The sequence below is a fragment of the Pseudoalteromonas sp. Z1A6 genome, assembly GCF_011378745.1.
In the GTDB taxonomy this organism is placed as follows: Bacteria; Pseudomonadota; Gammaproteobacteria; order Enterobacterales; family Alteromonadaceae; genus Pseudoalteromonas; species Pseudoalteromonas arctica.
Genome location: NZ_WTKW01000371.1, coordinates 1 through 3,892, shown reverse-complemented (window position 1 = coordinate 3,892; position 3,892 = coordinate 1). Strand labels below are relative to the sequence as shown.

At 39.0% G+C, this 3,892-nt stretch carries 3 protein-coding genes; all 3 read left to right on the top strand.

What is annotated here, in order from left to right; translation table 11 throughout:
• The first annotated feature begins 346 nt into the window (after nt 1–346).
• The 3 genes from tig (at nt 347) to clpX (ending at nt 3,849) form a co-directional block, all read left to right on the top strand.
• Nucleotides 347–1,651 carry a trigger factor gene (tig, locus tag GQR46_RS17275; protein ID WP_007580935.1) on the top strand — a complete coding sequence of 435 codons (1,305 nt, stop codon included), beginning with the start codon at nt 347–349 and terminating at the stop codon, nt 1,649–1,651.
• 164 nt (nt 1,652–1,815) lie between these two features.
• Nucleotides 1,816–2,433 carry an ATP-dependent Clp endopeptidase proteolytic subunit ClpP gene (gene clpP / locus GQR46_RS17270; RefSeq protein WP_024612307.1) on the top strand — a complete coding sequence of 206 codons (618 nt, stop codon included), beginning with the start codon at nt 1,816–1,818 and terminating at the stop codon, nt 2,431–2,433.
• A gap of 132 nt (nt 2,434–2,565) precedes the next feature.
• Nucleotides 2,566–3,849 carry an ATP-dependent protease ATP-binding subunit ClpX gene (gene clpX / locus GQR46_RS17265; protein WP_165741709.1) on the top strand — a complete coding sequence of 428 codons (1,284 nt, stop codon included), beginning with the start codon at nt 2,566–2,568 and terminating at the stop codon, nt 3,847–3,849.
• The last annotated feature ends 43 nt before the right edge of the window (nt 3,850–3,892 follow it).

The following is a 3,892-nucleotide window of genomic DNA, read 5'->3' as shown; positions in this document are numbered from 1 at the left end:
CCTCTAAGTTATAAATCTAAATCTGTTAGCCTATAATTCTATTAAATAATTTCTACTTTAATCCATTCAATGCCTAGTTAGCCTGTTTTTTATTCAGTTAGTCTCTATAGTCCCTTATCTAGTCCAAATAATTGCCCCCTATACTCGACTATCATAAATATTAGGTTATAATGCCGCGTCTATTGTTTAACATAGTGCCCGAAGGGCAAAGCAGCAATGGTATCTCATGGTAGCGACGGATGCTTTTAAGTGTGAAAAACCGCTTAAACTTTATCAAGACTCATGCAGATCACTTTGTTTGTAAAGGAAGGCGAACAGTCGCCAAAATTGAATATTGAGGTAAATCATGCAAGTTTCTGTTGAGACGACCCAAGGCCTTGAGCGCCGTATAACTATCACCGTTCCTTCAGAGAACGTTGAGACCGAAGTAAAAAAACGCCTACAACAACTGTCAAAAACACAGCGTATAGATGGTTTCCGTGCTGGTAAAGTTCCAGTATCTGTAATTAACAAGCGTTTTGGCCCTGCAGTTCGTCAAGAAGTTGCTGGCGAAGTAATGCAACGTAATTACATTGAAGCAATCGTTTCTGAAAAAATCAATCCAGCTGGCGCGCCTACATTCGCACCTAAATCACTTGAAGCAGGTAAAGATTTAGAATTCTCAGCAACGTTCGAAGTTTACCCTGAAGTTGAAGTTCAAGGTTTAGATAAAATTACTGTTGAGAAACCAGCGGTAACAGTGACTGACGAAGATTTAGCTAACATGCTAGAAACACTTCGTAAGCAACACGCAGCGTGGGCTGATGTTGATGCAGCTGCTGGCGAAAACGACCGTGTAACAGTTGATTTCGTAGGTACTATCGACGGTGAAGTATTTGAAGGCGGCAAAGCTGAAGACTTCCCATTAGAACTTGGCCAAGGTCGTATGATCCCAGGTTTTGAAGATAACATCGTAGGTAAAAAAGCAGGCGAAGAAGTAGTTGCTGATGTAACTTTCCCTGATGATTACCACGCTGAAAACTTAAAAGGTAAAGCGGCTCAATTCACTATCACAGTGAAAAAAGTTGAAGCGCAAGAATTACCAGAATTAAGCGAAGAGTTTGCAACTAAATTCGGTGTTACCGAAGGCGGCGTAGACGCGCTTAAAGAAGAAGTTAAAAAGAACATGACACGTGAGCTAGACCAAGCGGTTAAAGCAAGCGTTAAAGACCAAGCAATCAAAGGTCTTTTAGCTAACAACGAAATCGAAGTGCCTAAAGCACTTGTTGATCAAGAAGTTGATGCTCTACGTCAGCAAGCAGCTCAACGTTTTGGCGGCGACGCTCAAAACATGCCAGAGCTTCCAGCTGAATTGTTCCACGAGCAAGCTGTAACACGTGTTAAAACTGGCCTTTTATTAGGTGAAGTGATTAAAGCTAACGAGATTAAAGTTGATGACGCTAAAGTTGAAGCATTAATCGCAACGGTAGCTTCTGCATACGAAGATCCAACTGAAGTAGTAGAATACTACAAAGGTAATGATCAACTTATGCAGCAAATGCGTAATGTAGCAATGGAAGAGCAAGCTGTTGAAGCTATTTTAGCTAAAGCAGTTGTTACTGATGTTGAAAAAGCATTTGATGACATCATGAATCCACAGCAAGGTGCTTAATAAGTCATTGACTTAAGCTCTCGCTAACGATTAAATGGCTCGTGCTACTCTGTTTATACAGCGTGCCCGGGCCATTTTAGTTTTTGGCTCTAAATTTGCGAAAAACGATAACTATGCTTCCTTATAATAAGGATAAGTATAAGCGCATAAGGAATTAAATAAGTATGAATACTGGTATTACAGATCCCCTAAATGCATTGGTCCCAATGGTTGTTGAACAAACACCGAAAGGCGAGCGCTCGTATGATATTTATTCGAGATTATTAAAAGAGCGTATTATCTTTTTAACAGGTCAAGTTGAAGACAACATGGCAAATCTGATTTTAGCGCAAATGCTATTTTTAGAATCAGAAAATCCTGATAAAGATATCTTTTTATACATCAACTCACCAGGTGGTTCAGTAACTGCGGGTATGGCTATTTACGACACAATGAACTTCATCAAACCAGATGTAAGTACAATATGTGTAGGTCAAGCTGCTAGCATGGGTGCTTTTTTACTTACCGCTGGTGCAAAAGGTAAGCGTTTTTGTTTACCTAATTCTCGCGTGATGATTCACCAACCATTAGGTGGCTTCCAAGGTCAAGCGTCTGACTTTGAAATACACGCTAGAGAAATACTGTCTATTAAAGACAAACTAAATCGCTTAATGGCTGATCATACAGGTCAACCTTTAGATGTGATTTCAAAAGATACTGACCGTGATAACTTTATGAGTGCCACGCAAGCTGTAGATTACGGCATTGTAGATTCAGTATTTACAAATCGCGATAAAAAGTAAGCGTTTGGTAAATAGGTAATCTGTTTACCACTTTGAGTTACTATGCGAAAAAATTAAATTTTGGTATAGTTAAAACGTATTGAAATAGCTGCCAATTAGTTTGGCAGCCAACGTATAAAATGAGGTAGCTGAATGTCTGACACTCCTACAGACGGCGACAAAAGTAGTAAATTGTTATACTGTTCTTTTTGTGGAAAAAGCCAGCATGAAGTGCGTAAATTAATTGCGGGCCCTTCAGTATACGTTTGTGATGAATGTGTAGAGCTGTGTAACGATATAATCAGGGAAGAAATAAAAGACATTGCTCCTAAGCATGATACGTCTGATAAACTACCTGTACCTAAAGAGATTCGTAAACACTTAGACGATTATGTTATTGGTCAAGACCATGCTAAAAAAGTATTGTCTGTAGCGGTATATAACCATTACAAACGCCTGCGCAATCAATCGACTAAGCAAGATATTGAACTTAGTAAAAGTAATATACTATTAATCGGTCCAACAGGTAGTGGTAAAACATTACTTGCTGAAACGTTAGCACGCCTACTAGACGTGCCGTTTACAATGGCTGATGCAACTACATTAACTGAAGCCGGTTATGTGGGTGAAGATGTTGAAAACATCATTCAAAAACTTTTACAAAAATGTGATTACGATGTAGAAAAAGCCCAACGTGGTATTGTTTACATTGATGAAATTGATAAAATTTCTCGCAAATCAGATAACCCATCAATTACGCGTGATGTATCAGGTGAAGGTGTGCAGCAAGCACTGCTTAAACTGATTGAAGGTACTGTTGCATCAGTTCCACCTCAAGGTGGTCGTAAGCATCCACAGCAAGAGTTTTTACAAGTAGATACGTCTAAAATCTTGTTTATTTGTGGTGGTGCATTTTCGGGCTTAGATAAAGTTATTGAGCAACGTAGCCATAAAAATACCGGTATTGGTTTTGGCGTTAGCGTAAAAGAGTCTGCGGCGAGCCGTTCTTTAAGTGATACATTTAAAGACGTAGAGCCAGAAGATTTAGTAAAATACGGCTTAATTCCTGAGTTTATTGGTCGTTTACCAGTGGTTGCAACATTAACTGAACTTGATGAAGCTGCATTGATACAAATATTAAGCGAACCTAAAAACGCCATTACTAAGCAGTTTTCTGTTTTGTTTGGTATGGAAGATGTTGAACTTGAGTTCCGCGAAGATGCTTTAGCTGCCATTGCCCACAAAGCAATGGAGCGTAAAACAGGTGCACGTGGTCTTCGTTCAATCGTTGAAGGTGTATTGCTTGATACTATGTACGAGCTTCCTTCAATGGATGATGTAAGCAAAGTGGTTATTGATGAAACCGTTATTAAAGGTGAATCAGACCCAATCTTGATTTATGAAAATAATAAACAAGATAAAGCTGCATCAGAATAGTTTTTAAGCTATTTGAATGAAAAAAGGAGCCTTAGGCTCCTTT

Bases quoted from the DNA above. Each gene is read 5' to 3' on its own strand.
- tig (WP_007580935.1), top strand. From the start codon at position 347: ATGCAAGTTTCTGTTGAGACGACCCAAGGCCTTGAGCGCCGTATAACT.
- clpP (WP_024612307.1), top strand. From the start codon at position 1,816: ATGAATACTGGTATTACAGATCCCCTAAATGCATTGGTCCCAATGGTT.
- clpX (WP_165741709.1), top strand. From the start codon at position 2,566: ATGTCTGACACTCCTACAGACGGCGACAAAAGTAGTAAATTGTTATAC.